Consider the following 21,813-nt stretch of genomic DNA (forward strand, 5'->3'; position numbering starts at 1 on the left):
CTCACGCGACGGGAGCCGTACCCGGGGGCCGGGTTCGGGGCCCTGCACAGGGGCCCTGCTCAGAGAGGGCAGGGCTCAGCGGGACTCGGCCGCGGCGGGCGCGTCCGCTCCGGCGGCGGCCGGCCCAGTAGTCGGCTCGGCCAGGTCCACGCTGTCGCGCAGCCGCACCTGCGGGAGGAACAGCACGGCGAGGATGCCGACGACCGCGATGCAGGCCGAGATCAGGAAGATGTGGCCGGTGGCGTCGCCGTAGGCGGCGCGCACGATGGTGCGGATCGGCTCGGGCAGCGCCCCCATGTTGAGGCTGCCGCCGCCGCTGCTCTGGGACGGGGGCACCGGGATGCCGGCCTTGGCCAGGCCGGTGGCGATGTTCTCGGTGACCTGGTTGGCCAGCACCGCGCCCAGGACCGAGACGCCGATCGTGCCGCCCAGCGAGCGGAAGAAGGTGATCGCGCCGCTCGCGGCGCCCAGCTCGCGCAGGGGGACGGTGTTCTGCACGGCCAGCACGAGGTTCTGCATGGACATGCCGACGCCGGCGCCGACCACCAGCATTCCGGCGCCGACGAGGACCAGCGAGGTCTCGTGGTCGATCGTGGACAGGGCCAGGAACCCGAGGGTGAGCACGATCGAGCCGACGAGGATGTACGGCTTGACGCGTCCGCTGCGCGACACCATCCGCCCCGAGACCGTGGACGACACGAGCACGCCGAACATCATCGGGATCGTGAGCAGGCCCGCCTCGGTGGGGCTGTAGCCGCGGCCGATCTGGAAGTACTGCCCCAGGAAGACCGCGCCGCCGAACATCGCCATGCCGACGGCCAGACTGGCGAGGATCGCGAGGGCCGGGGTGCGCCGCCGGATGACGTGCAGCGGGACGACCGGCTCGCGGACGACGGACTCCACCCAGACGGCGATGCCCAGCAGCACGACCGAGGCGCCGACCATGGCGAAGGTCTGCCAGGAGATCCAGTCGAAGGAGTTGCGGACGAAGGTGACCCAGACCAGCAGGACGCTCACGCCGGCGGCGATGAGGAGCGCGCCGGGGTAGTCCACCGAGGTGCCCGGGCGGCGGACCGAGACGATGTCGAGCGTGCGGTGCAGGACGATCAGCGCGATCGCGGTGAACGGGATCGGCAGGAAGAAGCACCACCGCCAGCCCAGCCAGGACGTGTCGGTGATCAGGCCGCCCAGCAGCGGCCCGCCGACCGTGGCCACGGCCATGACCGCGCCGAGGTAGCCGTTGTACCTGCCCCGCTCCTTCGGGCTGATCATGGCGGCGATGATCACCTGGACCAGAATCTGCAGGGCGCCCATACCCAGGCCCTGGACCGCGCGGAAGGCGATCAGCATCGCCGTGTTCTGGGCGAAGCCGCAGGCCAGCGAGGCGACGAGGAAGATGCCGATGGCGATCTCGAGCAGCAGCTTCTTGCTGAACAGGTCGGCGAGCTTGCCCCAGATGGGGGTCGAGGCGGTCGTGGTGAGCAGGGCCGCGGTGACCACCCAGGTGTACTGCGACTGGGTGCCGTCGAGCGAGCCGATGATCTGGGGCAGCGAGACCGACACGACCGTGCTGCTGATCATCGCGAGGAACAGGACGAGGAGCAGGCCGCTCAGCGCTTCGAGTATCTGCCGGTGGCTCTTGGCCTCCGTCTCCGGCAGCGTGGGTGCGCTCACGCGCAGCCTCCAATCGGATGGGTGAGGACGACTGCATCAAGGTTACATGCCCACTGGGCAACTTTGCGCACTGGGCAATGTTTGAGCGGCTAAGCTGAGCCCACCATGGAGACGACGGCGGGATTGCGCGAGCGTAAGAAGGCCGAGACGCGGCAGGCCATCCACAAGGCCACGCTGCGGCTCGCCGTGGAGCGCGGGCTGGACCACGTCACCGTCGACGACATCGTGGAGGCCGCCAACATCTCGCGCCGGACCTTCTCCAACTACTTCGGCAGCAAGGAGGACGCCCTCCTGTACGGCGAGGAGGAGCGCGTCCGGTCCCTGGTGCGGGCGATCCGCGAACGGCCGGCGGGGGAGTCGGGCTGGCAGGCGCTGCGCGGCGCCGTGCGCGACGAGCTGGAGGACGTGGGTGAGCCCGACCGGGAGTGGGCGGTGCGCACCTCTCTCATCAGGCGCCACCCGTCCCTGCTCGCCCGGCAGCTCGCCAACCACGCCGCGCTGGAACGGGAGCTGGTCCAGGCGATCTCCGACCGCGACGGGGCGGGAGGGCCGGCCGCCGATCTGAAGTCCCGGATCATGGCGGCCGCCTTCCTCGTCGCGTTGCGCATCGCGGCGCACGTCTGGATCGAGGAGCAGGAGGCCCGCCCGCTCTTCCAGATCATGGAGCAGGCCCTCGACGAGATGGCGCGGCCTTTCGGCTGAGCCCGCGGTCTTTCGGCCAGGCTCCCGGCACGCGCCGGGGGCTCGGGCCTCAGCCCGTGAAGGAGCCGGGCCTCAGCCCGTGAAGCGGGCCAGGAGCAGCCCGAGCCTGAGCTCGTGGTGCTCGCGTGGGAGCCGGCCGCCGCGCATGAGGGTCACCAGGCCGTGCAGGGCGGCCCAGAAGGTCTCGGTCAGCGCGCCCAGGTCGTCGTCGCCCGCGTGCGGGCGGACGGCCTCGGCCAGCTCGCCGAAGGCCGCCTGCAGGGCGGGCGGGGCCTGCGGGGTGGCGAACGGCAGCGGGACGGCCTGGTTGAACATCACGTCGTAGAGGGCCGGGTGCCGGTCGGCGAAGGCCACGTAGGCCGCGCCGACGCCGGCGATGGCGCGGCGGGCGTCCGGCGCCGCGGTCCGGGCCGCGCGCAGCTCCACGGCCAGGTCGGCGCAGCCCTCCACGGCGACGGCCGCCATGATCGCATCCTTGCCCTTGAAATGGCTGTAGAGCACGGGCTGGCTGTACTCGACCCGCTCGGCCAGCCGCCGGGTCGTCACCGCCTCCCAACCCTCGGCCTCGGCCAGTTCCCGGGCCGCCGTGATGATCAGCTTCTCGCGCTCGGCGCGCTCGCGCTCCCTGCGCGACTGGATGGACATGCTTGGAACTCTAGCAGCGCTAGCGTTTGTGGCAATGCTCTGCTAGCGTCGTTTTCGTTCCTAGCGCTGCTAGCTCTCGGAGAGAGACATGCTCACCCCCATCGCGTACGGCCTCGCCGTCCTCCTCAACCTGCTCGTCCTGTTCATCGGAGCCCGCTTCCTGCTCGTGCCGCACGCCGCGGCCGCCGGCTACGGCGTTCCGGCCAAGAAGGACGGCGACGTCGCCTATCTCACGATCAAGGGCCTGCGTGACGGGGGCTACGGCCTGCTGGGCCTGGCCCTGCTGGCCTTCGCCGGCGCCCGCGCCGAGGCCTGGTACATGCTGATCGTCGCCCTGCTGCCCCTGGGCGACACCCTGATCGTGCTGCGCAACGGCGGCACCCGGGCGGTCGCGTTCGGCGTCCACTTCGCGACCGCCGTGATCGTTCTCATCGACGCCGCCCTGCTCTTCGCCGTCTGACCCCGGTACCCGTCGCACCACCTCAGTGAAGGACTTCCCAATGTCGCTGGTCGTCCCCCGCTTCGCCGAATCCGTGATCGTGCGCTCCGCCGACGCCGAGGTCATCGGCCGGATCCCCACCACCATCCGGCTGCTGGCCGACAGCAGCGCCACGGGCGGCGCCCTGTCCGCCCAGCGCGTCACCCTCACCGACGGCGCGGACGGCGCCGCTCCCCACCACCACGCCGGCTCCGCCGAGCTGTTCTACCTGATCGACGGCACCGCCCAGCTCCTGACCGGGGACGAGGTCGTCACCGCGGAACGCGGCGACCTCGTCATCGTCCCGCCCGGCCTCGCGCACGCGTTCGCCGCCGCCCCCGGCCGCGACGCCGACATCCTCATCGTCATCACCCCGGGCGTGGAGCGCTTCGAATACTTCCGTCAGCTGGAGCGCATCGCCTACGGCACGCAACCCCCGGAGTCCCTCCTGGAGGTCCAGGAGCTCTACGACAACCACCTGCGCACCAGCTCTGTCTGGAACGCGACCAGGAGCGGGCGGCACTAGCATCACGGCATGGCCCCCACCAAGGCCGACCTCGAGGCGGCCAGGAACGCGACGATCGAGGACGTGCTCGGCTCCGGGCTCGACGTGCTGTTCTGCGGGATCAACCCCAGCCTCTACTCGGCCGCGACCGGTCACCACTTCGCGCGGCCGGGCAACCGGTTCTGGCCCGCGCTGCACCTGTCCGGTCTCGTGCCGCGCAGGCTCGCGCCGTCCGAGCAGCACCTGCTCCCGTCGTACGGGCTGGGCATCACCAACATCGTGGCCCGGGCGACCGCCCGGGCCGACGAGCTGACCCCGGACGAGCTCCGCGAGGGCGGCGCGCGGCTCGCGCGGCTGGTCGCCGAGGTCCGCCCCCGCGTCCTGGCGGTGGCGGGGGTGTCGGCCTATCGCGTCGCCTTCGCGCGCCCCGCCGCCCGGGTCGGCCCGCAGGAGGAGACGGTCGGCGGTACGGCGCTGTGGGTGCTGCCCAACCCCAGCGGGCTGAACGCCCACTGGAGGCTGGAGGCCATCGCGGCCGAGATGACCCGCCTGCGCCCGCTCAATGCCTGACGTATCGGCCGCGGCGGTCAGGGGCGGCCCGCGCCGGGGTCCGCTGAGGCCAGAGGCCGGTCCGCCTGTGCCTCGCGCCCGGCCCGCACCCGTGCGGACAGGAAGCGGGCGGCCTCGTCGAGCGCCTCGTCGGCCTCGTCGAGGTGGCCGAAGTGGTGCTGGAAGACGTGCGGCACCTGCGGCCAGACCCGCAGCGTGACCTCCACCTCGTCCGCGGCCGCCCGCCCCGCGAGCCGGACGGCGTCGTCCAGCAGGAGTTCGTTCGAGCCGGCCTGCACCAGGAGGGGCGGCAGGCCCCGCAGGTCGGCGAACACGGGGCTCGCCAGCGGCTGAGCGGGATCCTGGTCGAGCAGGTAGCGGGTGACGTACGCCTGGATCGCCTCCCGGGTGAAGATCGGGTCGGCGTCCTTCTTCGTGCGCATGCTCTCCCCGCCGAGTGTCAGGTCGACCCACGGGGAGAAGACCACGGCGCCCGCCGGCTGGGGGAGGCCGGCGTCGCGGGCCGCGACCAGGGTGGCGACGGCCAGTCCGCCGCCCGCGGAGTCGCCGGCGAGCACGAGTTCCTCCGGCCGCACGCCCGCGTCGAGCAGTGCCCGGTAGGCGGCGAGCCCGTCGTCCACCGCTGCGGGGAAGGGATGCTCGGGGGCCAGACGGTAGTCCAGGGAGGTCGCCCGCAGCCGGGCACGGCGCGCCAACTGGGCGGCGACTCCCGCGTGCGTGCCTGGCGACCCCACGACGTAGCCGCCGCCGTGGAAATGGAGCATCCGTCCGCGGCCCGTGGCGGTGGCCGGGGTCAGGTCGAGCGCGGGACGGCCGGCGAGCACCGTCTCGTGCGCCGCGACGTCGCCGGGCAGGGGCCGGGAGAGGGCGAGGGCGAATCCGGCGCGCTGCTCCGCCAGGGTCGGATTCGGGTGGACGGGGGCGTTGCGGTGCAGGGCGTCGACGGCCTCGCGCTGGCGGCGGGTCATCCGGACCTCCATGAAGTCGAGGGTGAGAGGATGCATTCCGTGGAATGCACATGTGACCCTAAACTCGATTCCAAGGAAGATGATTCCTTTGAATCAATCATGGGGAAAAAGTGACCGACATCACTCGCGTGTTCACCGACCTCGTCCGCGTCGAGACGCGGCTGTACAACACGGTGAGCGACCGGCTGCGCGCCGAGCACGGCATCGGCCTGGGCCAGTTCGAGTTCCTGGAGATCATTGACAGCCGCCCCGGGTGCCGGGTGCTCGACATCGTGCGCGAGGTGGGGATCACCGTCGGAGCCGTCAGCAAGGCCGTCGACCGGCTCGAGAGCGCGGGCCTGTGCGTGCGCGCGGCGCATCCGGAGGACCGGCGCTCCTCCGTCCTCAGCCTCACGCCGGAGGGCTCCCGGCTCCTGGCCGCGGCCCGCCCGACCCTGGAGAACGAGCTGGCCGCGCACACCGCGGCCGTCCCCGCCGCCGACCTCGCCCGGACCGCCGCGACACTCGCCACCCTGCGCGCGGCGCTGGAGGAGCACCGGCGGGACGAGGCCTGAGCCCCGTCCCGCCGGCTGGGGCGGGCGTCGTCTCAGGAGTGGCCGGGGCGGGACAGGATGCGCCGGGCGACCGGCGGCGGCAGATGCGCCACCTCGCGGTCGTGGAAGGCCACCATGTCCTCGGCGTCGGCGTACAGCTCGGCGACGGCTCTGGCGCAGTCCTCGACGACCCGGGTGTCGGTGATCCGCCGTCCGCCCACATGGGCGCCGATGTCGTCGTACAGGACCTCGTACATCAGGTCCCGCTCGAGGATCAGCAGCTCGGGCAGCGGCGCTCGGCCCTCCAGGTGGCGTACGGACCCGGCGTGCAGCGCCCGTGCCCGCTCACCTGCCCGCGTGCGCGCCGCGAGCAGGACGATCTCCCACTGCAGGTACGGCGTCGGCGGCATCTCGACGATCCGCAGCCGGCGCAGCTCCGCCCGGGGCGGCAGGTCGTCGGCGAAGCGCATCTCGTCCATCAGCGCGAGCGACCGGACCCAGTCTCCGCTCATCATGGCGACCCAGCTCGGGGTGTCGGGCTCGTGGAAGTGCTGGGCGCGTTCCAGCTTCCATACCACGCCCTCGATCCGGCGCAGGTGGTCGTAGAGCTCGGTCCGGTACTCCGGCACGGGAAGCACCTCTCCCGCGGCCTGTCTGACGTGCTCGAACGCTTCTCCGGGCATGAAGTCTCCTTCGGCCGAAGCCGAATCGCTAGTAGGAGCGCGCCAGGCTCAGGCCCGGATCCGGAAACGTGGCGCGCGTGGGTCTTCCGCGGACGTCTGGTGAGTCAGTTCCCCGTCGAGTTGCTGCACACGGCCGTCTCCGTCGCGTCCAGCAGCCTGATCCTGATCTGCCTCGTCCCCGCCGTTCCTTCGCTCTCCTGCACCACCTCGGGTTCTGGCTCGGCCGGCTTCATCTCACCCTCCGTTCGTCGGCGTGGCCGCAGACTCTCCCCCGAGGGCGACATGTCGATCGTTGGCCGCTCCCGATCCGGGGTCAAGGCCCAATTCCGGCACGCTTGTCGGACAGATCGGGCGGGGGCGGCAGCGGGGCCACCTCGCGTTCGAAGAACGGCAGCAGGTCCTCGCCCTCGCCGTACAGGGAGACCAGGGCGGACAGGCAGGGGGAGACGACGCCGGGATCGGTGACCCGGCGGGCGCCGACGGCGGCCCCGATCTCGTCGTAGCGCACCTCATACAGCAGGGCCGGGCCGAAGACCACCAGTTCGGGCAGCGGCGCCCGGGTCTCCAGGGGCGCGACCGCCGAGGCCCCGAGCACCCTGATCTCCTCGCCCGCCGCCACCCGTACGGCGAAGATCTGCGCCTCCCACTGCAGGTACGGAGTCAGGGGCAGCTCGACGACGCGCAGCCGCCGGAACGGGGCCCGCTCGCGGTACATCGCGGTGAGCGGGGCCCGCATCTCCTCGACGAGCTCGACGGCCAGCGCCCAGTCGCCCGCGTCGGCGGCCCGCCAGCTCGGCACGGACGGCTCGTGGAAGTGCTGGGCGCGCTCAAGCTTCCACACCGCCTCCGTCGCGTCGCGGTAGACCTCCTCGAACTCGGCCTGGTAGGCATCCAGCCCCAGGAACTCGCCGTCGGCGGCCCTGACGTCGTCGAACACATCGCTCGGGATCACGGTTCCTCCTCAGCAGTCCGGGCGGCACGGCGCGCTCCCGGGCCGGCTCGGGGCCGCGGGAATCGTCACCGCGGCGGCGAGGCGGAGGCGCGGCAGCGCGGTCCCGGCGACGAGCGGCGCGGCGTACGCGGCGGAGTCGCCGTACAGGGTCCGGCAGCCGGGTTCCGGCAGCCACCCAGGTCCCCGGTGCCTGACAGATCACGCCCTGCTGCGGGTGGCCCGGGCGGCGCCTCGCTGCGCTGCACCCGTGGGGAACTCCTCGCAGGCGCGGATTTTCCGCAGGATCTCCGCAGGGTCCGAAATCGCCGCCCCGTCCGCGAAAATTCCTCGCAGGCTCGCGTTTTCCGTGGGGCCCGAAACCCCACACACGACGATTCCCCGCAGGCTCGGGATTTCCGCGGGACCCGGGAAAAAGGCCCATCGCTCCGCCGCGGTCTCCTTCCGCGCCTTGCGATGCACCCACCTGGATTGCCGCTGGTGACGGGCGGTTTCTGTCAGGCACTCCGGGGCCTGCCTCAGGTCGAGTTCCCCTGGCTGAAGGCCGTCGTCTCGATCTTGTCCAGCCTGCGGATCACGATCTCGGCCGCGGGCTCGGCCGCTTCCTCCGGCTGGGTCTGGTTTTGCTCTTGAGGGGTCATCGAGCACCTTCTGTTGTGGATTGTTGGTGCGGACCTCGCGCGAGAAAACACCTAAATGTTCGGATGTCGCACATGATCGGTCAAGTCCCTTTATGTGACTCGGCCGATCTCCGCTGCCTTCCACAGACCGGGCAGTCCGGGCGGGAGGGATGCCGGACCCAGACATGCTGGTCCGGTGCGATGAGGTTCAATCCGACGACCGTCCCGGTGGCGGGCTCGGGCACTCCGGTGATCAGCGAGATCACCGCGTGGGCGACCAGGTGGCCCGAGACGCCGGCCGAGGCGGCGACCACGCCCGGTCCTCCGAGGTCCACCGGAAGACCCGGTCTGCGGCGGCGCGCCTCGCCTGCGGCCAGGCACTCGTAACAGGCGCCGCGTCCGGGGGCGAAGACGCCCACGGTCACGAGGGGCCCGTTGTAGCCTCCGCCCACCCACGGCACGCCGGCGCGCGCGCAGATCCGGTTGGCCCAGATCCGGATGCCGGGCTCCCTCGGCTCGTCGGCGCACAGCGCGAGGACGTCGGCGCCCGCCACGACGGACAGCAGGTCCGCCTCGCTGCCGATCGCCCGTCGCTCGCCGGTGACCTCGATGTCGGAGTTCAGCCGGCGCAACCTGCCGACGGCGGCGTCCACCTTGGCGCGGCCGAGGTCGTCCTCCGTGTACAGGACCTGCCGGTTCAGGTTCGACAACTCCACCACGTCGGCATCGACGCAGTGCAGGCGGCCGACGCCGGAGGCGGCGAGCGCCTGCGCGGCGTGGCTCCCGGTGCCGCCGAGGCCCAGCACCACGACCCGGGCGGCCCGGAGCCGCACCTGCGCGTCCCACCCCTGCCGTCCCGGCGCGAGGTCGACCTGATGGAAGAACGCCTGGCTCCTGTCGTACCGCTCGCGCTCCCGTTCGCTGAGCTCCCCGGGTATCGGGGCCGAGGCGTCCTCCACATGTCCCGACGCGATGAGGGCGGCGACGATCCGCGACGCTTGGATCGCGGAAACGCCGGGCAGCCGCCGGCACACGGCCTCCACGACGTCGGCGGGGGACCGGGTGCCGTCCATCAGGGTGAGCGCGGCCCACGCGCCACCCGTCGGATCGCTGATCTCGGTGGCCAGCCCGTAGATCTCGCCCCCGATGCGCACCGTTCCGTCATCGAAGCGGTGTGGTTCGTGCTTCCGCTTGACCCGTGGCAACAGCACGTGTCCCGGTTCCCCTCGGCAGACGTCGACGCGGTCCTACCGAGAAGTCATCACCTGGGGCTCCAATTCGCAAGACCCGGATGCCTGTGCCGGAGCCGTGCCGGATGTCAGTGCCGCGTGTGGTGCCGATGATGACGCCGGTGGTGGCCCAGGCCGAGCACCGCCTTCACCAGCAGCGCGACGAGCAGGAGCTTGAACACCAGGAACGGCGGCCACATCGGCCCGGCCGCCAGGAAGACGACCGCGGCCACCGGGATGAGGAACACCGCCGGATGCGGGCGCCGGCCGTGCCGCCGCGGGACCATCCCGTGCCCCCAGTTGCCGTGTGCCCAGTTGCCGTGTGCCCAGTTCGGGCCGCCGACGGGCCGGAAGGGGCCGCCCGGGCCGTACGGCCCGGGGTGCGCGCTGACCGGAGAGCCCGGGAAACCGGGCACGCCGGCGGACGGGAAGCCCGGGTGCCACGGGCCTCCGGCCCGCGCGTCGCCGGCCCGGCGGCCGCCCCAGGTGCCGCCCGGCGCACCCCCCGTCCAGGCGTCGCCCTGCCACGCGCCGGGCAGGTCGGCGGTCACCCGCCGCAGGTCCTCGGCCCTGCGCGCCGAGAGCGTCGCGTCGAGGCGCTCGTCGAGCTCCTCGCGGGTGATGCGGCCCTGCGCGAACGCGTCGTGCAGGAGCCGCGTCACCTCGTCGCGCTCCCGGTCGCCGATCCGCAGCCCGCCGTGCGCCGGACCGCTCGGCGGGGTCTGGCCCGCCGAGCCGGAGTCCGGCGTCTCGCCGCCGCGGGAGGCGTGTGCGCCGCCTGCGGCGGCGGGCTCGTCGGGGGAGACCATCGTCATTCCTCCACAGGGTCGCCGTCGGCGAGGATCTGGTAGAGCCGCCGCCTGGTCTCGGTCAGGACCTGCCTCGCCTGCCTGACCTGCCCGTCGCTGCCCGAGTGGGCGATCTGGAACAGCGCGGACGCCGCCTGCCTGGACAGATCGAACAGCTCGTGGACGTTGTCGCCGATGTCCGGCGTCATCTCCTCCCAGGGCGCCCTGACCTCGTCCCCGTGCTCCTCGACGTAGGCGCGGCCGGCCTCGGTGAGCTGGAACGTCTTGCGCCCGTCGGTCTCCTCCGCGCGCACCAGGCCCTCGTCGGTGAGCTGCTGCAGCGCCGGGTAGACCGCGCCCGGGCTGGGCTTCCACCCGCCCTGGCTGCGCTCGGCGATCTCCTGGATGATCTGGTAGCCGTTGCGCGGCTCCTCGGCGAGCAGGGCGAGGATAGCCGCCCGTACGTCACCGCGCTTGGCCTTCCTGGGCCGTCCGAAGCCCCGGGCGCCGAACGGGAAGTTGCCGCCCGCCCACGGCGGCCCGAACGGGCCGGGCCCGAAGCCGCCCCAAGGGCCGCGCCCCCGCATGCCGCCCCTGTGCCGGTGCTCGTGAGGGCCCCCGCCCTCGTGATGTTCCTGGTGCCACATGGCCGCCCCCTTCAAGAGCGCCTCGCGCATCGCGCGCCGCATCTCGTGTCTCAACCGGTGCTCGAACCCTGTGCGGGCCCAGGGCCCGCCGACCGCGTGTGCCGAACTCATCGCAGTGCCCCCTTCTGGTTGCCGATTCGTCTGGTTCACGATCCGTTCTCGATGCCTCAACGATATATCGCGATCGTTCTCCCAGCAATGCCTCGGTAAGAGTGACATAGCTCACGCGGAAGTTTTTCGAGTACGGGGAACAGGCGCTGAGACCGTAGCGTTACCTCTCACGAAGACGGGATCGTTCTGCTCTGAGAGGGCTGGGGGGTGCTCTTGGAGCGGGACGATCCCGTCTTTGTCGTTCCGGCCGAGTGGTTCCGGCGCCGCCGCACGGCACGTTTCCGGACGCCGGAGTCCCGTGGCACGTTCCCGCCGCGATCGCGCGGCCCGGAGCCGACACGTGTCCCGGCGGGTGGGTGCTTCGCGGAATTTGTCGGTGCTTTGCCGTACAGTCTCAAAGCGTGATCTTGTCATGATGGGGCACTCGCACGCCCTCAGCGGGGCGGCGGTGTGGCTGGCGGTGGCGCCGGCCCTGGTGGCGCTGCCGGACGCGTTGGGACATCCGGAGCTGGCGACGATGACGGGGCCGATCCTGACCCCGCCCGAGCTCGTCGCGGGCGCCGTGGTGTGCGCGGGCGCGGCCATGCTGCCCGATCTCGACCACCCCAGTGCCACGATCGCCCAGACGTTCGGGCCGGTGACCTGGCTGCTCAGCAAGGGCGTGAACTTCGTGAGCGGCGGGCACCGGCACGCCACCCACTCGCTGCTGTTCAGCGTCCTGGCCGGAGTGGGCGCGCACCTGCTCGGCGACCGCTACGCCATCGGCCGTGACATCCTGGTCGTGCTGATGATCGGCCTCGCGATCCGCGCCGTGGGCATCGGCGTGCCCGGCAAGACGCTCACCTCCGCGATCGTGAACGTGGGGCTCACCGCGGGGCTGTTCCTCACCTTCATGACGCTCGGGGTCACCTACTCCTGGCTCGGGCTCGCCATCGGGGTCGGCTGCCTGGTGCACGTGATCGGCGACTGCCTGACCGAACGCGGCTGTCCTGTCTTATGGCCGATCCAGGGGCGCTGGCTCCTGCCGTGGGACATCGGCATCAAGACCGGCAAGGCCTTCGAGAAGCAGTTCCTCGGCCCCGCCCTGTCGATCGTGGTGATCGCGCTGTTCTGCCTGCGGCTGATGCCCGCCTGAGCCGGGACGCGCCCGCGTCGGCGCGTCCGTACGAACTTCCCGAAAGCCGGAAAATCCCCCTGTTTGCCGACGTCAACCCTATGAGCGTCGGCCTACCCGTTAGTAACTTGATGTCGAGATATCTTGAGGGATATCTTGATGTCGAGACATCCGTCGAGCCGCACAGGTTAGGGCAACCTAATTGTCAGGAGTGTCCCGTGCGTGCGGGAGGATGCACACGAAACCTGTGACAAGCCCGGAACCTGGGGAGGCGAACTTCGTGTCCGCGAACAGCTTCGGCAGCCGTGACACGCTGCGCGTCGGTGACGCGTCATACGAGATCTACCGGCTGGACGCCGTCGAGGGGTCGGCGCGCCTCCCGTACAGCCTCAAGATCCTGCTGGAGAACCTGCTCCGCACCGAGGACGGCGCGAACATCACCGCCGACCACATCCGTGCCATCGCGGGCTGGGACCCGAAAGCCCAGCCGAGCGTCGAGATCCAGTTCACCCCCGCCCGCGTGATCATGCAGGACTTCACCGGCGTTCCCTGCGTGGTCGACCTCGCCACCATGCGCGAGGCCGTACGCGACCTGGGCGGCGACCCGGCGAAGATCAACCCGCTCGCGCCGGCCGAGATGGTCATCGACCACTCGGTCATCGTCGACTTCTTCGGTCACCCCGACTCCTTCCAGCGCAACGTCGAGCGGGAGTACGAGCGCAACCGCGAGCGCTACCAGTTCCTGCGCTGGGGCCAGACGGCGTTCGACGAGTTCAAGGTCGTCCCGCCGGGCACCGGCATCGTCCACCAGGTCAACATCGAGCACCTGGCCCGCGTGGTCATGACCCGCGACGGCAAGGCCTACCCGGACACCTGCGTGGGCACCGACTCCCACACCACGATGGAGAACGGCATCGGCGTCCTCGGCTGGGGCGTCGGCGGCATCGAGGCCGAGGCCGCGATGCTCGGCCAGCCGATCTCGATGCTGATCCCGCGGGTCGTCGGCTTCAAGCTGACCGGCAAGCTGCCGGCCGGCGCCACCGCGACCGACCTCGTGCTCACGATCACCGAGATGCTGCGCAAGCACGGCGTGGTCGGCAAGTTCGTGGAGTTCTACGGCGAGGGCGTCTCCAGCGTGCCGCTGGCCAACCGCGCCACGATCGGCAACATGAGCCCCGAGTTCGGCTCCACCTGCGCCATCTTCCCGATCGACGGCCAGACCGTCGACTACCTCAAGCTCACCGGCCGCTCGCCGGAGCAGGTCGCGCTGGTCGAGGCGTACGCCAAGGAGCAGGGCCTGTGGCTCGACCCCTCGGCCCCCGAGCCCGTCTTCAGCGAGTACATCGAGCTCGACCTGTCGACCGTCGTCCCGTCGATCGCCGGGCCCAAGCGCCCGCAGGACCGCATCCCGCTGTCGGACGCCAAGTCGGCCTGGCGCGCGGCGGTCCGCACCTACGTCACCGAGGACAGCATCGAGGGCCCGACCGACGAGGCGTCCGCCGAGTCGTTCCCGGCCTCCGACTCTCCGGCGATCACGCACGGCGGGGCGGGCGACGCGCCGCACGCCGTCCGGCGCAACGGCGAGCGCCCGCACCGGCCCACGCCGGTGACGCTGTCGGACGGCACGTCCTTCGAGATCGACCACGGTGTCGTCACGATCGCCGCGATCACCTCCTGCACGAACACCTCCAACCCGTACGTCATGCTCGGCGCGGCCCTGCTGGCGAAGAACGCGGTGGACAAGGGCCTGTCGCGCAAGCCGTGGGTGAAGACCTCGCTCGCCCCGGGCAGCCAGGTCGTCACCGGCTACTTCGAGCGCTCCGGCCTCCAGCCGTACCTCGACAAGCTGGGCTTCAACCTCGTCGGCTACGGCTGCACCACCTGCATCGGCAACTCCGGCCCGCTGGAGCCGGAGATCTCCGCCGCGGTCCAGGAGAACGACCTCGCGGTCACCGCCGTGCTGTCGGGCAACCGCAACTTCGAGGGCCGGATCAACCCCGACGTCAAGATGAACTACCTGGCCTCGCCGCCGCTCGTCGTGGCGTACGCGCTGGCCGGGACCATGGACGTCGACCTGAACAACGAGCCGCTCGGCGTCGGCTCCGACGGGCAGCCGGTCTTCCTCAAGGACATCTGGCCCGCGCCCGAGGAGGTCGCGGCGGTGGTGTCGGAGTCGATCAGCCAGGACATGTTCCAGCGCGACTACGCGGACGTGTTCAAGGGTGACGAGCACTGGCAGTCGCTGCCGATCCCGACCGGCGACACCTTCGAGTGGGACCCGGAGTCGACGTACGTCCGCAAGGCGCCGTACTTCGACGGCATGCCCGCCAAGCCCGAGCCGGTCACCGACATCCGGGGCGCCCGGGTCCTGGCCAAGCTGGGCGACTCGGTCACCACCGACCACATCTCGCCCGCGGGCTCGATCAAGGCCGACACTCCGGCGGGCCGCTACCTGCGCGAGCACGGCGTCGAGGTCAGGGACTTCAACTCCTACGGCTCCCGCCGCGGCAACCACGAGGTGATGATCCGCGGCACGTTCGCCAACATCCGGCTGCGCAACCTGCTGCTCGACGGCGTGGAGGGCGGCTACACCCGCGACTTCACCACGGGCGGGGAGCAGGCGTTCATCTACGACGCGTCGCAGAACTACCAGGCCGCCGGCATCCCGCTGGTCGTCCTGGCCGGCAAGGAGTACGGCTCCGGGTCGTCGCGTGACTGGGCGGCCAAGGGCACCGCGCTGCTCGGCGTGCGCGCCGTCATCGCCGAGTCGTACGAGCGCATCCACCGGTCGAACCTGATCGGCATGGGCGTGCTGCCGCTGCAGTTCCCCGAGGGCGAGAGCGCCGACTCGCTCGGCCTGACCGGCGAGGAGACCTTCGACATCGTCGGTGTCGAGGAGCTCAACACCGGTGCGACCCCCGCCACCGTGACCGTGCGGGCCGGGGACGTCGAGTTCCAGGCCGTGGTGCGGATCGACACGCCCGGCGAGGCGGACTACTACCGCCACGGCGGCATCATGCAGTACGTCCTGCGCTCCCTGCTCGCCAAGAGCTGAGAGGCTCGCCAAGAGCTGACGAGGCACATGACGCGCTGACAGCGCGCCCGCCGTGAACCGGCGGCCCGGTCGATCACCGGGCCGCCGGTCCGGCGCCGCGCCGAGGCCGGAAACCACGGGCCGCAGAAGGCCCGAGTCCTCCCCGCGTTCAAGGCGTTCCGAGCGGCTCGCCTACGCTCTGATGAGATGGCTCAGGACGACGCGCATCTTCTCGAGCGTGGACTCCTCCACCCAGCCGATCCTCCTGGTCAGCCGCTGCACGGAGAGGGCGCGGAACTGCTCCACCATCGCCCAGCTCTGCTTCTCCAAACCCGTGCCCGGGGCGATCTCTACATGGCTGGGCCAGCCGCGTTCGGTGCTGGTCAGCGGCACGGTGAACACCAGGCCTATGCGCACGTCGTTGACCGCGCGGCCGCTCATGACCACCATCGGCCTCGGCCCGCCCTGCTCTCGGCCGGTCGGTTGGCCGTAGTCGGCCAGCCAGAGGTCACCGCGCGTTATCCGCATCGTGCTCCTTCGGGGGCAGGTGGGAGGACCAGTCCTCCGGCTCGAGACCGTCTGGAGCGGCGCCGTCGAGGAGGGCTGTCTCCGCCAGGTAGTCAGCCCAGCCCTCGGGGTCCTCTCGCCGGGTCCGCTCGACCGCTGCTCGCATCTCCTCCCAGAACTTCTTGTGTTCGTATTCGGCGACGGCGTCGTCGATCACTGCTGTCATGGGTCTGCCTTCCTGCTTGGCGATCGCCGCGAGCTTGTCGCGAGTAAGAGCGCTGACCCGGATCGTCGTGTGGCGTTGCTCGCTCCCCATACGGCGAGGCTACGATCCTGTCTACAAAAAGCGCTATGGCCATGTCGCTATGCGGGAGTCTACGAAGGCTCTGATTACTCTCGCAACATATTTCAATTACTGACGGTGATTGTCCGAGTTCCTGGGCCGGATAACCGGTTGCCGTGCGCGACGGGGGCACCGCTAGGGTCCCGCGCATGGATCACGACGTGGCGTTGCTGCTCATCGGGGGAGTGGCCGTCTTCATCGGGGCGGTCGTGCAGGGCGGGGTGGGGTTCGGGCTCGGCCTGGTGGCCGCACCCCTGATCACGCTGCTCGACCCCTCGGTCATGCCGGGGGCGGTCCAGGTCGTCAACATGGCGATGCCGCTGTTCACCCTGGCCAGGGAGTGGCGCAGGGCCGAATGGCGGGGAGCGGGATGGGCCCTGCTGGGCCGGCTGCCGGGCAGCGCGATCGGCGCCCTCGTGGTCGTCTACGTGAGCACGGCGACGCTCGGCGTGCTGGTCGGCGTGATGGTGCTGGTCGCGGTCGTGCTGACGGCCCGCGCCGTGTCCGTGCCGCGCAACGGCGCGACGCTGACGGCCGCCGGATTCCTCTCGGGGATCACCGGCACGGCCACCGGGATCGGCGGCCCACCGATCGCCCTGGTCTACCAGAGCGCCCGCGGCCCGCAGATCCGGGCGACGCTGGCGATGTTCTTCTGCGTGAGCGCCGCACAGTCGCTCGTCATCCTCGCCGCCCTCGACAGGCTCCCGGGGCGCGCCCTGGCCGCGGGGGCGGCACTGGTGCCCTTCGTCCTGCTCGGCTTCGCGGCCTCGGGGCCCCTGCGCCGCTACCTCGACGGCGGGCGGGTCCGCACGGCCGTCCTGGCGGTGGCCGCGGTCTCCGCCTGCGCGCTGCTCGGGCAGAGCCTCGCCCACTGAACCACTCCACCGGACTCGCGCACTGAGCACGCCGCCTCGCCGCGGTTGCCCGAGCGCCGTGGCCCCGGCCGGGACTGGACAGGTCCTCCCAAGATCGGCACTCTTGGTGTCCTCACACGGAGGGGGACCACGGACCGCCTCCCGGTTACGGCATTGCGCAGCCGGGCCAGCCAGTGCAGCCGGGCCAGCGGTCCAACCCGTTCAGCCGTCGCAGCGGCCTTACGGGCCGCCCCCGGGTCACGCCGGGTAGTCGTACGGCCGGAGGCGGGCCGCGGAATCGGGTCAGGCGGACGACTCCCGCAGCCGTTCGACCCGGACGCCGCGCAGGAGCAGCTCGGCGGTCGCCGCGGCGGCGACCAGGCAGGCGGCCAGGGCGGCGGCGGCCACGAGGACGACCGGGCCGGGGACGATCGCGTAGGCGAGCGCCGGCGTCAGCGGCGGCTCGGCGAACTCGGGCACCCGGGGCAGGGCCACGTGGGCGGCCGTCACGCCCGCGAGCACGCCGGTGACGGCCGCCCACGTCAGCGTCACGGCCTGCTCGATGAGCAGGGAGCGCCGCAGCGGGCCGACGCGGGCCCCCGCCGCCTCCAGCGCGGCCAGTTCCACAGTGCGCCGCCGCGCGGCCGCGTACAGCGCCAGGACGGCGCGGCCGAGGGCGAGCAGGGCGGCGGCGCCCGCCGCCACGACGAGCAGGATCAGCGCGAGACCCGGCCCCTCGCTCGCGTATCCGGTCCGCAGTCCGGCGGTGGTGCGGGTGGCCAGGACCGGCACCCCGGCGGCCCGCAGGCCCGCGAGGACCGCGCCCGCGCGGCCGGGCGCCGCCCAGATCTGGAACTCGGCTTTGTCCGAGTTCCCGTACGCGGCCCTGTCGGCCAGTTCGATGTCGACCACCCCGCCGACGGCGTCGAGGCCGGGCACGGCGGCGGCGGCCACGGCCGGGACGTAGCCGGAGGCGAAGCGGCCGTCCAGGCCGGGCAGCTTCCGGTTGCCCGGCGTCCCGTTGGTCAGGGCGGGCAGCGGATCGGGGAACGTGGCGGGCACGGCCGCGCCCGCGCCGCCGGCCGCCCCGGCCCAGGGGGACATCGACAGGACGAGCCCGGCCTGCCCGGCAGCGGCGGGCCGCCACCTCGCCCTGTCGGTGAGGCCCGCGTCGACGGCGGTCCAGTGGCCGTCCCGCCGCACGTCCAGCCGAATGACGCCCAGGTCGCCCGGCGGGTGCTCGAAGTCGGCGGTGCCGGTGGGCGTCGACTCGACGCGCAGCCCGCGCAGCTCGCAGGTCGCCGTACGGCACGCCGCGGGCAACCCCCACTCGTAGACCGTCCGCCCGTGCTCGGGCCGGGCGAGGGGGAGCACCGCGGGCTGGTCCTGCCCCGGCACCCGCACGTTCGCGAACAGGACGACCGTCCAGCCGGGAGGGATGTCGCCCACGGCGAGGCGGGCCCGGATGCGGTCGCCGGTGAGCGGCACGCGGGGAGCCACGGGGGCCGTCAGCCGCGGCATCAGATCCTCCAGCGCGTAGCCTCCCGCGTACGACGGACGCCACAGCGCGACGGCGGCGAACCTCGCGCGGTCGGTCGCCAGCATGACGGGCGGCCCGGGCAGGCGGATGACCGGCGCGCTGCCGGGGATGCCGGCCGACACCCGCCGCAGCGTCGCGGCGTCCCCGGCCCGCACCACGAACACGGTCTCCGCGCCGTTGTGGACGCGGGCCACCTCGGCGAAGTTGCGCGAGGTCACCGACCACGCGGCGACGGCGAAGACCGCCAGGCCCAGCCCCGCGCCGAGTACGATCACCGTGCTGCCGGTGGCGCTCCCACGGGCGATCTGGCGTACGGCGAGGAAGGGCGCGATTCCGCCCCGCGAGCGGGTGAGCCGGAACAGCGCGGCGCACGCGAGCGGCAGCAGGCGCCGCGCGAGCAGCGCGAACGCCACCGCGAGCAGGCCGGGCGCGAGCAGGGCTCCCGTGTTCTGGGCGGCGGCGCCGCCGAGGGGGCCGCCGGCGAGCAGTTCGACGAGCCCGACGCCGGCGAGGGCGAGCACCACGGCCTCGGGGATCCAGGTGCGGCGCCGGGCGCGCGGGGTGCGCCGCCACTGCTCGACCACGGGCCGTGTGACGGCGCTCCACGCCGCCGCGGCGGCGGCAAGGAGCCCGCCCGCGACGGCGGCCGGGCCGTAGAGCGCGGTCGGCCCGTCCAGCGTGACGGGCACGTCCGCGCGCAGGAACTCGCCGGCCAGCCGCGCGGCCACCGCCCACGCGGCGGCCAGGCCGAGCGGCAGGGCGGCCAGCAGCAGCACCACGGGTTCCGACAGGCCGAACGCCCACATCCGCGCGGTGCTCAGGCCGCGCAGCCGGGCCAGGGCGGTCTCCGGGGCGCGGGCGGTGACGAGGTCGCGCACGGTGAGGAACAGCAGCAGCCAGCCCAGCGCCGCGAGTTGCAGGGTCACGAGGGTCACCGGCACCGACAGCGAGTCGATCTGGCCGCGGATCCGCGCGAGCGTGTCCTCCATGTGGGTGAAGACCGTGACGGCGTCCCCGCTGCGCCCCATGCCCGCCAGCCGGGCGTGCGCCGACTCCAGCCCGGCCAGATCACCGCCGGTGATCAACCGCGGGTCGGTGTAGACGATCGCGTACCCGGTCCAGGCGTTCCCCGCGGCGGCGTCGGCGGCGCTCGCGCCCGTCGGCAGGCCCGACAGCGCCTGCGTCCGCGGAACCGTGAGGAGCGGGTCGCCGTTCCCTTCGCGCACCCCGGCCGTCTGGGGGAACAGGTTGCGGCCGAACCAGAACGGGTCGCCGGGGTCGGGCCGGTAGATCCCCACCACGCGCAGCGGCACGAGGCGTTCCTCGCCGTTCTCCCGCGTCGTGATCGAGGTCAGTTTCACGCCCGCGCCGACCCGGAACCCGGACGCGCGGGTCACCATGATCTCCATGGCCGCGCGCGGGCAGCGGCCCGCGAGCAGCGTCACGTGGCCGCACTGACCCTCCTGCCACATCAGCGGGTAGGTCTTCTTGCCCCGCGGCTCGGGGCTGAGCAGTTCGGCGCCGGGGACGGCCGGCCGCAGGTACGGCGCGGACACCCGGCGGGCGAGATCGCCGGCGTCGCCGCGCACCGACGTGACGCGCCAGCCCCGGTGGTCGGGAGGGGCGGCGTCCAGGGCCTCGCGGAGCACGGCGGTGCGCGCCGCCTGGGCGTAGAGAGGGCCGAGGGACGCGGCGGCCACCGTGACGGCGGCCACGACGAGAAGCGCGAGCGACAGCCACCGGCGCTGCCACAGGCCGCGGAGGATCATTCGCCGGCCCTTCGCAGGATCACGCCGTCGCGCAGCGGCTCGACCCGGGCCATCGATCCCGGTGGCAGCAGTTCGTGATATTCGGGCGGAAGCTGGACCGCGCCCTCGCGCCCGATCACCACGAAGTCCTCGCCGTCCCTGCCCTCGGCCCCGATCCGCCCGTCCCTGATGGTGACCGTACGGCTCATCGCCTCGCCGACCCGGGGATCGTGGGTGACCACCACGGACGTGGGGCCCATCTCCTTGATCAGCTCGACCACGGCACGGCCCGACTCGGCGTCGAGCTGACTGGTGGGCTCGTCGGCGAGCAGCAGGCGGGGCCGGTTCGCCAGCGCGATCGCGACGGCGAGGCGCTGCTGCTCGCCGCCCGACAGCAGCCCGGCCGGGCGGTCCCGCACGGAGGCGAGGCCGACCCGCTCCAGCAGCTCGCCCGCCGGCCGCCGGGCCCGCCGCCGTACGGCCCGCTGGGCGAAGGCGACGTTCTGCGCCGCGGAGGCGTACGGGATGAGGTTGCGGGCCGGATTCTGCAGGACGACGCCGATGTGGGCGGCACGCAGCCGATCGAGCGCGCGCGGGCCGAGTTTGCCGACCTCGGCGCCGCCCAGCCACAGCCGTCCCGCGCTCGGCCGCAGCAGCCCCGCGAGCAGCCACAACAGGGTGGACTTGCCCGCACCCGAAGGCCCGAGCAGCGCCACGCTCTCGCCGTCCTCCACGACCAGATCGATGTCGCGCAGCGCGACGACCTCGATCTCCCTGGTCTTGTAGATCTGCACGACACCGTCGCAGCGCACGGCGACGTTCGCGGCGACATGCGCGGGCGCGGTCACCGGAGCGGTCACCGCCGGCTCACCGCCGCCCGCAGTTCGACCACGCGGTCGCACCGGCCGGCCACCTCCGGATCGTGGGTGGCCACGACCAGGGCGGCGGGCGACGCGAGCAGGGCCTCCAGTACCAGCGCCCGGTTGACCTTGTCCTGCTCGGCCGTCGGTTCGTCGGCCAGTAGCACCCGCGGGCGGAGCGCGAGGGCCCGGGCGACCGCCACCCGCTGCTGCTGGCCGCCGGACAGCTCCTCGACGAGGTGCTCGGCGTAGGCCGTGAGCCGCATGCGCGCCAGCGCCTCGGCCGCCTCGGCCCCGGCCTCCCGGGCCGTGCGGCCGGCGGCGCGCAGGGCGACCTCCACGTTCTCCGCGGCGGTCAGCAGCGACAGCAGGCCGTAGGACTGGAAGACCAGCGCGGTCTCCCGGCGCAGGCCGGGGTGCTCGCCGAGCGGCACGCCGCCGGCCAGCACGCGGCCGGCGGCGGGCTTCAGCAGGCCGCCGAGCGTGGTCAGCAGGGTGGTCTTCCCCGAGCCCGACGGGCCGACGAGGGCGACGCGCTCGCCCGGCGCGATGTCCAGCGACAGGTCGCGCACGACCTCGCGGCCGCCGGCGCGGCAGCTCAGCGACTGGCAGGACAGGACGGGCTGGGGCATCACCGGCCTCCGCATCGCCGGCCCCGCCGCCGTACGCGCGGGGCGTCCCTGCCGACAGTAGGAGTCCCGGGATCACGAA

Annotated in this window: 23 protein-coding genes; 8 read left to right on the top strand and 15 right to left on the bottom strand. The window is 72.5% G+C overall.

Annotation, left to right across the window (positions count from 1 at the left end; genetic code table 11):
* Positions 1 to 75: 75 nt before the first annotated feature.
* The gene (locus ABZ860_RS20675; protein ID WP_357222371.1) at positions 76 to 1,674 is read right to left on the bottom strand and encodes an MDR family MFS transporter; all 1,599 of its coding nucleotides are present in this window, start codon (positions 1,672 to 1,674) and stop codon (positions 76 to 78) included.
* Positions 1,675 to 1,779: 105 nt separating this feature from the next.
* On the opposite strand from ABZ860_RS20675, the gene ABZ860_RS20680 reads away from it, so the two are divergent.
* Positions 1,780 to 2,376 carry a TetR/AcrR family transcriptional regulator gene (locus tag ABZ860_RS20680; protein ID WP_357222373.1) on the top strand — a complete coding sequence of 199 codons (597 nt, stop codon included), beginning with the start codon at positions 1,780 to 1,782 and terminating at the stop codon, positions 2,374 to 2,376.
* Between the two features lie 72 nt (positions 2,377 to 2,448).
* Here the strand turns inward: ABZ860_RS20680 and ABZ860_RS20685 are convergent, their stop codons facing one another.
* The gene (locus ABZ860_RS20685; protein ID WP_357222375.1) at positions 2,449 to 3,021 is read right to left on the bottom strand and encodes a TetR/AcrR family transcriptional regulator; all 573 of its coding nucleotides are present in this window, start codon (positions 3,019 to 3,021) and stop codon (positions 2,449 to 2,451) included.
* A gap of 88 nt (positions 3,022 to 3,109) precedes the next feature.
* Between ABZ860_RS20685 and ABZ860_RS20690 the strand changes: the two genes are divergently transcribed.
* The 3 genes from ABZ860_RS20690 to mug are packed head-to-tail and all read left to right on the top strand — an operon-like array spanning position 3,110 to position 4,574.
* Entirely contained in the window at positions 3,110 to 3,481 is a 372-nt protein-coding gene (locus tag ABZ860_RS20690; protein ID WP_357222377.1) for a DUF4267 domain-containing protein, read from the top strand.
* Positions 3,482 to 3,521: 40 nt separating this feature from the next.
* Positions 3,522 to 4,025, top strand: coding sequence for a cupin domain-containing protein (locus ABZ860_RS20695; protein WP_357222379.1), 504 nt, complete (start codon positions 3,522 to 3,524; stop codon positions 4,023 to 4,025).
* Between the two features lie 9 nt (positions 4,026 to 4,034).
* Positions 4,035 to 4,574, top strand: a complete 540-nt coding sequence (gene mug, locus ABZ860_RS20700; RefSeq protein WP_357222381.1) for a G/U mismatch-specific DNA glycosylase — start codon at positions 4,035 to 4,037, stop codon at positions 4,572 to 4,574.
* A 17-nt stretch (positions 4,575 to 4,591) separates the two neighbouring features.
* Here mug and ABZ860_RS20705 read toward each other — a convergent pair whose 3' ends face one another.
* On the bottom strand, positions 4,592 to 5,578 hold the full coding sequence (locus tag ABZ860_RS20705) for an alpha/beta hydrolase (protein ID WP_357222383.1): 987 nt from the start codon (positions 5,576 to 5,578) through the stop codon (positions 4,592 to 4,594).
* Positions 5,579 to 5,652: 74 nt separating this feature from the next.
* Between ABZ860_RS20705 and ABZ860_RS20710 the strand changes: the two genes are divergently transcribed.
* The gene (locus tag ABZ860_RS20710; RefSeq protein ID WP_357222385.1) at positions 5,653 to 6,096 is read left to right on the top strand and encodes a MarR family transcriptional regulator; all 444 of its coding nucleotides are present in this window, start codon (positions 5,653 to 5,655) and stop codon (positions 6,094 to 6,096) included.
* 32 nt (positions 6,097 to 6,128) lie between these two features.
* Here ABZ860_RS20710 and ABZ860_RS20715 read toward each other — a convergent pair whose 3' ends face one another.
* The 7 genes from ABZ860_RS20715 to ABZ860_RS20745 form a co-directional block, all read right to left on the bottom strand.
* Complete coding sequence (locus tag ABZ860_RS20715; protein WP_357222387.1) at positions 6,129 to 6,758, bottom strand: DUF6879 family protein; 630 nt, start codon at positions 6,756 to 6,758, stop codon at positions 6,129 to 6,131.
* Positions 6,759 to 6,862: 104 nt separating this feature from the next.
* The gene (locus ABZ860_RS20720) at positions 6,863 to 6,991 is read right to left on the bottom strand and encodes a hypothetical protein (protein ID WP_357222389.1); all 129 of its coding nucleotides are present in this window, start codon (positions 6,989 to 6,991) and stop codon (positions 6,863 to 6,865) included.
* 80 nt (positions 6,992 to 7,071) lie between these two features.
* A complete protein-coding gene (locus ABZ860_RS20725; protein WP_357222390.1) occupies positions 7,072 to 7,710 on the bottom strand; it encodes a DUF6879 family protein in 639 nt (212 codons plus the stop codon).
* A 515-nt stretch (positions 7,711 to 8,225) separates the two neighbouring features.
* Positions 8,226 to 8,348 carry a hypothetical protein gene (locus ABZ860_RS20730; protein WP_357222392.1) on the bottom strand — a complete coding sequence of 41 codons (123 nt, stop codon included), beginning with the start codon at positions 8,346 to 8,348 and terminating at the stop codon, positions 8,226 to 8,228.
* Positions 8,349 to 8,428: 80 nt separating this feature from the next.
* A complete protein-coding gene (locus ABZ860_RS20735) occupies positions 8,429 to 9,481 on the bottom strand; it encodes a ThiF family adenylyltransferase (RefSeq protein WP_357222394.1) in 1,053 nt (350 codons plus the stop codon).
* 164 nt (positions 9,482 to 9,645) lie between these two features.
* Positions 9,646 to 10,365 (bottom strand): DUF1707 domain-containing protein, encoded by a 720-nt coding sequence (locus tag ABZ860_RS20740; protein WP_357222396.1) that lies wholly within the window; start codon positions 10,363 to 10,365, stop codon positions 9,646 to 9,648.
* A gap of 2 nt (positions 10,366 to 10,367) precedes the next feature.
* On the bottom strand, positions 10,368 to 11,102 hold the full coding sequence (locus ABZ860_RS20745) for a PadR family transcriptional regulator (RefSeq protein ID WP_357222398.1): 735 nt from the start codon (positions 11,100 to 11,102) through the stop codon (positions 10,368 to 10,370).
* 412 nt (positions 11,103 to 11,514) lie between these two features.
* Between ABZ860_RS20745 and ABZ860_RS20750 the strand changes: the two genes are divergently transcribed.
* Both ABZ860_RS20750 and ABZ860_RS20755 read left to right on the top strand, forming a co-directional pair.
* Complete coding sequence (locus ABZ860_RS20750; protein ID WP_357222400.1) at positions 11,515 to 12,237, top strand: metal-dependent hydrolase; 723 nt, start codon at positions 11,515 to 11,517, stop codon at positions 12,235 to 12,237.
* Between the two features lie 259 nt (positions 12,238 to 12,496).
* Positions 12,497 to 15,271 (top strand): aconitate hydratase, encoded by a 2,775-nt coding sequence (locus ABZ860_RS20755; protein WP_357222402.1) that lies wholly within the window; start codon positions 12,497 to 12,499, stop codon positions 15,269 to 15,271.
* A 171-nt stretch (positions 15,272 to 15,442) separates the two neighbouring features.
* On the opposite strand, the gene ABZ860_RS20760 is transcribed toward ABZ860_RS20755, so the two are convergent.
* Entirely contained in the window at positions 15,443 to 15,778 is a 336-nt protein-coding gene (locus ABZ860_RS20760; protein WP_357222404.1) for a type II toxin-antitoxin system PemK/MazF family toxin, read from the bottom strand.
* Positions 15,759 to 16,073 carry a hypothetical protein gene (locus ABZ860_RS20765; protein WP_357222406.1) on the bottom strand — a complete coding sequence of 105 codons (315 nt, stop codon included), beginning with the start codon at positions 16,071 to 16,073 and terminating at the stop codon, positions 15,759 to 15,761. The genes ABZ860_RS20760 and ABZ860_RS20765 overlap by 20 nt, the downstream gene beginning before the upstream one ends.
* Positions 16,074 to 16,249: 176 nt before the next feature.
* On the opposite strand from ABZ860_RS20765, the gene ABZ860_RS20770 reads away from it, so the two are divergent.
* Positions 16,250 to 16,975 carry a sulfite exporter TauE/SafE family protein gene (locus ABZ860_RS20770; protein WP_357222408.1) on the top strand — a complete coding sequence of 242 codons (726 nt, stop codon included), beginning with the start codon at positions 16,250 to 16,252 and terminating at the stop codon, positions 16,973 to 16,975.
* Positions 16,976 to 17,257: 282 nt separating this feature from the next.
* On the opposite strand, the gene ABZ860_RS20775 is transcribed toward ABZ860_RS20770, so the two are convergent.
* The 3 genes from ABZ860_RS20775 to ABZ860_RS20785 are packed head-to-tail and all read right to left on the bottom strand — an operon-like array spanning position 17,258 to position 21,734.
* A complete protein-coding gene (locus ABZ860_RS20775; RefSeq protein WP_357222410.1) occupies positions 17,258 to 20,263 on the bottom strand; it encodes a hypothetical protein in 3,006 nt (1,001 codons plus the stop codon).
* A complete protein-coding gene (locus ABZ860_RS20780; protein WP_357222411.1) occupies positions 20,260 to 21,102 on the bottom strand; it encodes an ATP-binding cassette domain-containing protein in 843 nt (280 codons plus the stop codon). Before ABZ860_RS20780 ends, ABZ860_RS20775 begins: the two co-directional genes overlap by 4 nt.
* Positions 21,099 to 21,734 (bottom strand): ATP-binding cassette domain-containing protein, encoded by a 636-nt coding sequence (locus tag ABZ860_RS20785; RefSeq protein WP_357222413.1) that lies wholly within the window; start codon positions 21,732 to 21,734, stop codon positions 21,099 to 21,101. Before ABZ860_RS20785 ends, ABZ860_RS20780 begins: the two co-directional genes overlap by 4 nt.
* Between the last annotated feature and the right edge of the window lie 79 nt (positions 21,735 to 21,813).

Origin of the sequence: Microbispora sp. NPDC046973 (assembly GCF_040644495.1) — a bacterium.
GTDB lineage: Bacteria > Actinomycetota > Actinomycetes > Streptosporangiales > Streptosporangiaceae > Microbispora.

Coding starts and splice junctions, on each gene's coding strand:
- ABZ860_RS20680 (WP_357222373.1), top strand. CDS start 1,780: ATGGAGACGACGGCGGGATTGCGCGAGCGTAAGAAGGCCGAGACGCGG.
- ABZ860_RS20765 (WP_357222406.1), bottom strand. CDS start 16,073: ATGGGGAGCGAGCAACGCCACACGACGATCCGGGTCAGCGCTCTTACT.
- ABZ860_RS20745 (WP_357222398.1), bottom strand. CDS start 11,102: ATGAGTTCGGCACACGCGGTCGGCGGGCCCTGGGCCCGCACAGGGTTC.
- ABZ860_RS20775 (WP_357222410.1), bottom strand. CDS start 20,263: ATGATCCTCCGCGGCCTGTGGCAGCGCCGGTGGCTGTCGCTCGCGCTT.
- ABZ860_RS20750 (WP_357222400.1), top strand. CDS start 11,515: ATGATGGGGCACTCGCACGCCCTCAGCGGGGCGGCGGTGTGGCTGGCG.
- ABZ860_RS20740 (WP_357222396.1), bottom strand. CDS start 10,365: ATGGTCTCCCCCGACGAGCCCGCCGCCGCAGGCGGCGCACACGCCTCC.
- ABZ860_RS20695 (WP_357222379.1), top strand. CDS start 3,522: ATGTCGCTGGTCGTCCCCCGCTTCGCCGAATCCGTGATCGTGCGCTCC.
- ABZ860_RS20705 (WP_357222383.1), bottom strand. CDS start 5,578: ATGCATCCTCTCACCCTCGACTTCATGGAGGTCCGGATGACCCGCCGC.
- ABZ860_RS20770 (WP_357222408.1), top strand. CDS start 16,250: ATGGATCACGACGTGGCGTTGCTGCTCATCGGGGGAGTGGCCGTCTTC.
- mug (WP_357222381.1), top strand. CDS start 4,035: ATGGCCCCCACCAAGGCCGACCTCGAGGCGGCCAGGAACGCGACGATC.
- ABZ860_RS20685 (WP_357222375.1), bottom strand. CDS start 3,021: ATGTCCATCCAGTCGCGCAGGGAGCGCGAGCGCGCCGAGCGCGAGAAG.
- ABZ860_RS20760 (WP_357222404.1), bottom strand. CDS start 15,778: ATGCGGATAACGCGCGGTGACCTCTGGCTGGCCGACTACGGCCAACCG.
- ABZ860_RS20785 (WP_357222413.1), bottom strand. CDS start 21,734: ATGCCCCAGCCCGTCCTGTCCTGCCAGTCGCTGAGCTGCCGCGCCGGC.
- ABZ860_RS20730 (WP_357222392.1), bottom strand. CDS start 8,348: ATGACCCCTCAAGAGCAAAACCAGACCCAGCCGGAGGAAGCGGCCGAG.
- ABZ860_RS20720 (WP_357222389.1), bottom strand. CDS start 6,991: ATGAAGCCGGCCGAGCCAGAACCCGAGGTGGTGCAGGAGAGCGAAGGA.
- ABZ860_RS20715 (WP_357222387.1), bottom strand. CDS start 6,758: ATGCCCGGAGAAGCGTTCGAGCACGTCAGACAGGCCGCGGGAGAGGTG.
- ABZ860_RS20690 (WP_357222377.1), top strand. CDS start 3,110: ATGCTCACCCCCATCGCGTACGGCCTCGCCGTCCTCCTCAACCTGCTC.